Annotated in this window: 3 protein-coding genes; all 3 read right to left on the bottom strand. The window is 67.5% G+C overall.

What is annotated here, in order from left to right; translation table 11 throughout:
- Positions 1-66 precede the first annotated feature (66 nt).
- On the bottom strand, positions 67-1,671 hold the full coding sequence (locus ACWGKQ_RS51845; protein WP_453299122.1) for an ABC transporter substrate-binding protein: 1,605 nt from the start codon (positions 1,669-1,671) through the stop codon (positions 67-69).
- Between the two features lie 441 nt (positions 1,672-2,112).
- Positions 2,113-2,808 carry an HAD family hydrolase gene (locus tag ACWGKQ_RS51840; protein ID WP_453299121.1) on the bottom strand — a complete coding sequence of 232 codons (696 nt, stop codon included), beginning with the start codon at positions 2,806-2,808 and terminating at the stop codon, positions 2,113-2,115.
- Positions 2,809-2,957: 149 nt separating this feature from the next.
- On the bottom strand, positions 2,958-4,355 hold a 1,398-nt coding region (locus ACWGKQ_RS51835), incomplete at its 5' end, for a vitamin B12 dependent-methionine synthase activation domain-containing protein (protein ID WP_453299120.1).

Raw genomic sequence — 4,355 nt, 5'->3', positions numbered from 1 at the left:
GCCCCACTCCGTGGAGTGGGGCGCCCTTCCTGCCGTATGACGCGGTGTGGCCCGTGTGACCGGGCGTCAGCTGCTGGTGCCGCGGCCGAGCTCCCACAGCTGGAGGCTGGCGGAGGAGTTGAGGGCGTAGGCGACGCCGGTGATGTCGTCGCGGGCGGCGACGTACTGCTTGCCCTGCCACAGCGGCAGCACCGGGACGTCGTTGGCGACGTCGTCCTGGATCTCGGTCAGGCTGCTGGTGGCGCTGGCGCGGTCGGCCTCGCGGCGGGAGTCCGGGATCAGCGTGTTGATGATCCGGTTGTTGACGTAGGGCGACTTCAGGAAGTTGTCCTTGTCGAGGAACGGCGCGAGGAAGTTGTCGGCGTCCGGGAAGTCGGGGAACCAGCCCATGCCGTAGACGTCGTAGTCGCCCTTGCGCTCGTTGGTCTGGTACGACGACCAGGCAGTGCCCTCGATGCTGACGTCGAACAGTCCGCTGCCGTTGAGCTGCTGCTTGAGGACCTCGAACTCCTGCTTGGTGGCCGGACCGTAGTGGTCGGTCGTGTAGTGCAGGGTGAGCTTCACCGGGGTGGTGATGTTCGCCGCGGTCAGCAGGGTCCTGGCCTTGGAGACGCTGGGGTCGCCGTACTTGTTGAAGAACGAGTTCGAGTGGCCGGTTATGGAGGCCGGGACCAGCGAGTACAGCGGCTCGGCCTGCTGTCCGTACACCTTGGCGACGAGTTCGTCGCGGTTGATGACCTGGGCCATGGCCTGGCGGACGGCCTTGGACTTGACCGAGGGGGCGTCGGTGTTGAAGCCGAGGTAGCGGATCTCCAGGCCGGACATCTCGACGAGGTCGACGTTCTTGTCGGTACCGGCGTCGAGCTTGTTGATCTGGGCCGGCGACATGGTGCGGGTCATCACGTCGATGTCGCCCTTGTCGATCGCCTCGCCCATGGCGGTGGCGTCCTTGTAGGAGCGCATGACGACCTGCTCGTTGTTCACCTTCACGCTGCCCTTGTAATTCGGGTTCTTGGTGAAGGTGGCGGAGACGATCGCGTCGTCCTTGACGTCGGCCTTGAAGGTGTAGGGGCCGGAGCCGTCGATGTCGAAGCCGTCGCGGAGCTTGTCCTTCTCGTAGTCCTTCGGGTTCACGATGCCCGCGACCGGGGTGGACAGCTTGTACGGGAAGGTGGCGTCCGCGGTCTTGAGGTGGAAGATGACCTCGCGGTCGCCCTGGGTCTCGATGGTGTCGATGTTCGTGAGAAGGCCGTAGACGCCACTGTCCGACTTGATGCGCAGGGCGCGCTCGATGGACCACTTGACGTCGTCGGCGGTGACTGCGTTGCCGTCGGAGAACTTCAGGCCCTCGCGCAGCTTGCAGGCGTAGCGCTCGCTGCCGCTGTCGGTGAAGGAGCAGCTCTCGGCCGCGTCCGGGACCGGGTCGCCCTCGCCCTTGGGCTGGGACATGAGGGTCTGCACGGTCTGGCGCAGGATGTTCCAGCCGCCGACGTCGTAGGAGTACGCGGGGTCGACCGGCGCCGGAGCGTCCTTCGTGGCGGTGAACTGGTCAGTGGTGCCTACGACGATCGCGTCGCTACTGCTGCTCCCGCTGTCGGATCCACCGCATGCGGCGAGCACCGGAGCGAGCAGGCCGACCACGGCCGGCAGCACCAAAGTCTTGCGGTTCATGCTCGAAGTTCTCCAGAGCTGTTCGTGTCCGTGTAGCCCGCATACATGGGGTGTCGAAGCGGATCACGGGGGTTACGGCGATGTTCTCGCGACGAGATTAGTCGGCGCCCGCAGCAGGGTTGGCAGCGGCCCGAGTTGAGGGCCCATCACGCAGGGGAACCGCTTGTGGACAGACTGAAAGCCCGACAGCGGCAGGATTAGTGCAGCGTCTCCCCAATCGGGACACAAGGTCACCCCGTTTCCCCCCGAACGGGGGCGGGCTGCACAGACGGGCAACGTTGTCGAGCTTCCTGACGCGTGGGGAACGTCACACGCGCATTTCTGTGATGGGGTATCGGAATTCAGCCGGTTGAACAGTTGCGAATTCCGTTGAATGAGCTGCGCCGGGATTTCGACCAATGGACTTTGCACGCTGGGTGAACGGCTAGCGCATTTCCGTCATCACACTGCCATCAGGCCGCGCAGAAAAGCCAGGTCGACCTCTTCCAGGGAGGCCACCACGGTACGCCGCACGGCCGGGGCGATCGGCGCGACCGACGGGACGGCGACCACCTGGCAGCCGGCGGCCTCGGCGGCGGCGACCCCGGTCGCGGTGTCCTCGACGACCGCGCACCTGGCCGGATCCACCCCCAGCCCGGCGGCGGCGAGCAGATACGGGTCCGGGTGGGGCTTGGTGCGCGAGACCTCGTCGCCTGCGACGGACAGGGCGAAGTGCTGGGGACCCAGGGAGGTCAGGACGCGGTCGATGATGCGCCGGTGCGAGGCGGAGACCAGGGCGGTGGGGATCTGCTGCTCGTAGAGCTCGGCCAGCAGCCGCTGTGCGCCCGGCATCAGCGGCAGGGCGGTGCCGATGCGCTCCTCGAAGCCGTCGTTGAGGAGCACGCTGAGCTCGGCGAGTGTGATGGCGGCGCCGGTGGCCTCGATGAGGAACCCGGCGCTGCGGGTCATGGGGCCGCCGACCACGACATGGCGCCAGGACTCGTCGAGGGTGTGGCCGAGGCGGGCGAAGATCTCGACCTCGACGTCCCACCAGAAGCCCTCGGTGTCCACCAGGGTGCCGTCCATGTCGAGGAGCACCGCCTGGAGGGCCGAGCCTTCGGCCGTACGGGTTCCGAGCGTGGGGACCGTGCTGGTCATCCACGTACCTCCTTGAGGGACGAGCAGGCCGGTTCCCATGCGGGGAACCGGCCTGCTGTGGACCGACCAGTGTACGACTTATCCGATCAGTGTGCTCTGTGGGACACGTCTCGGGCCGTGCCGGCGTTCGTGGTGGGCGGCGGTACCGCTCATCGTGCGTTGAAGTACTTCGCCTCCGGGTGGTGGATCACGATGGCGTCCGTGGACTGCTCGGGGTGCAGCTGGAACTCCTCGGACAGGTGGACGCCGATCCGCTCGGGCCGGAGCAGGTCGGCGATCTTGGCGCGGTCCTCCAGGTTGGGGCAGGCGCCGTAGCCGAGGGAGAAGCGGGCACCCCGGTACTTCAGGGCGAACATGTCCTCGATGTCGCTGGGGTCCTCGCCGGCGAAGCCGAGTTCGGAGCGCACGCGTGCGTGCCAGTACTCGGCGAGGGCCTCGGCCAGCTGGACGGACAGGCCGTGCAGTTCGAGGTAGTCGCGGTAGGAGTTGGACTCGAAGAGCCTCGCGGTCTGCTCGCCGATGCGGGAGCCGACGGTGACGACCTGGAGGCCGACCACGTCCGTCTGACCCGACTCCTCCGGGCGGAAGAAGTCGGCGAGGCACAGCCGGCGGCCGCGCCGCTGGCGGGGGAAGGTGAACCGGGTGCGCTCGTTGCCCTGGTCGTCCAGGATGATCAGGTCGTCGTCCTTGGAGACGCAGGGGAAGTAGCCGTAGACCACGGCCGCTTCCAGCAGGTTCTCCGTCTGGAGCTGGTCCAGGAGGCCGCGCAGCCGGGGGCGGCCCTCGGTCTCCACCAGTTCCTCGTACGACGGCCCCTCGCCGGTACGGGCCTGCTTGAGGCCCCACTGGCCCTTGAACAGGGCGCCCTCGTCCAGCCAGCTCGCGTACTCCTTGAGCTGGATGCCCTTGATGACTCGGGTGTCCCAGAACGGCGGGGTCGGCACCGGGTTGTCCACGGCGACGTCCGAGCGGACGTGGCCCTCCTCGGGCCGCTCCTCGACCTCGACGGTGGCGGCGGGCCGCACCCGGCGCTGCTTCAGCTCGGGCAGCACGGCGCCGGGCAGCCCGCGCTTGACGCCGATGAGCGCGTCCATCAGGCGCAGCCCCTCGAACGCGTCCCGGGCGTAGCGGACCTCGCCCTCGTAGAGCTCGTGCAGGTCCTGTTCCACATAGGCGCGGGTGAGTGCGGCACCTCCCAGGATCACCGGGAAGCGCTGCGCGAGCCCGCGGGCGTTGAGCTCCTCCAGGTTCTCCTTCATGATCACCGTGGACTTCACCAGCAGCCCGGACATGCCGATGACGTCGGCCCGGTGCTCGTCGGCGGCCTCCAGGATCGCGGAGACGGGCTGCTTGATACCGAGGTTGACGACGTTGTAGCCGTTGTTCGACAGGATGATGTCGACGAGGTTCTTGCCGATGTCATGGACGTCGCCGCGGACGGTGGCCAGGACAATGGTGCCCTTTCCTTCCGCGTCCGACTTCTCCATGTGCGGCTCCAGGTGGGCGACCGCGGACTTCATCACCTCGGCCGACTGGAGCACGAACGG

This window comes from Streptomyces sp. NPDC054770, assembly GCF_053611985.1.
This window is presented reverse-complemented; position numbering and strand designations above follow the sequence as displayed.

Excerpts from the sequence above, each read along its gene's own strand:
- ACWGKQ_RS51845 (WP_453299122.1), bottom strand. The coding sequence starts at position 1,671 with ATGAACCGCAAGACTTTGGTGCTGCCGGCCGTGGTCGGCCTGCTCGCT.
- ACWGKQ_RS51840 (WP_453299121.1), bottom strand. The coding sequence starts at position 2,808 with ATGACCAGCACGGTCCCCACGCTCGGAACCCGTACGGCCGAAGGCTCG.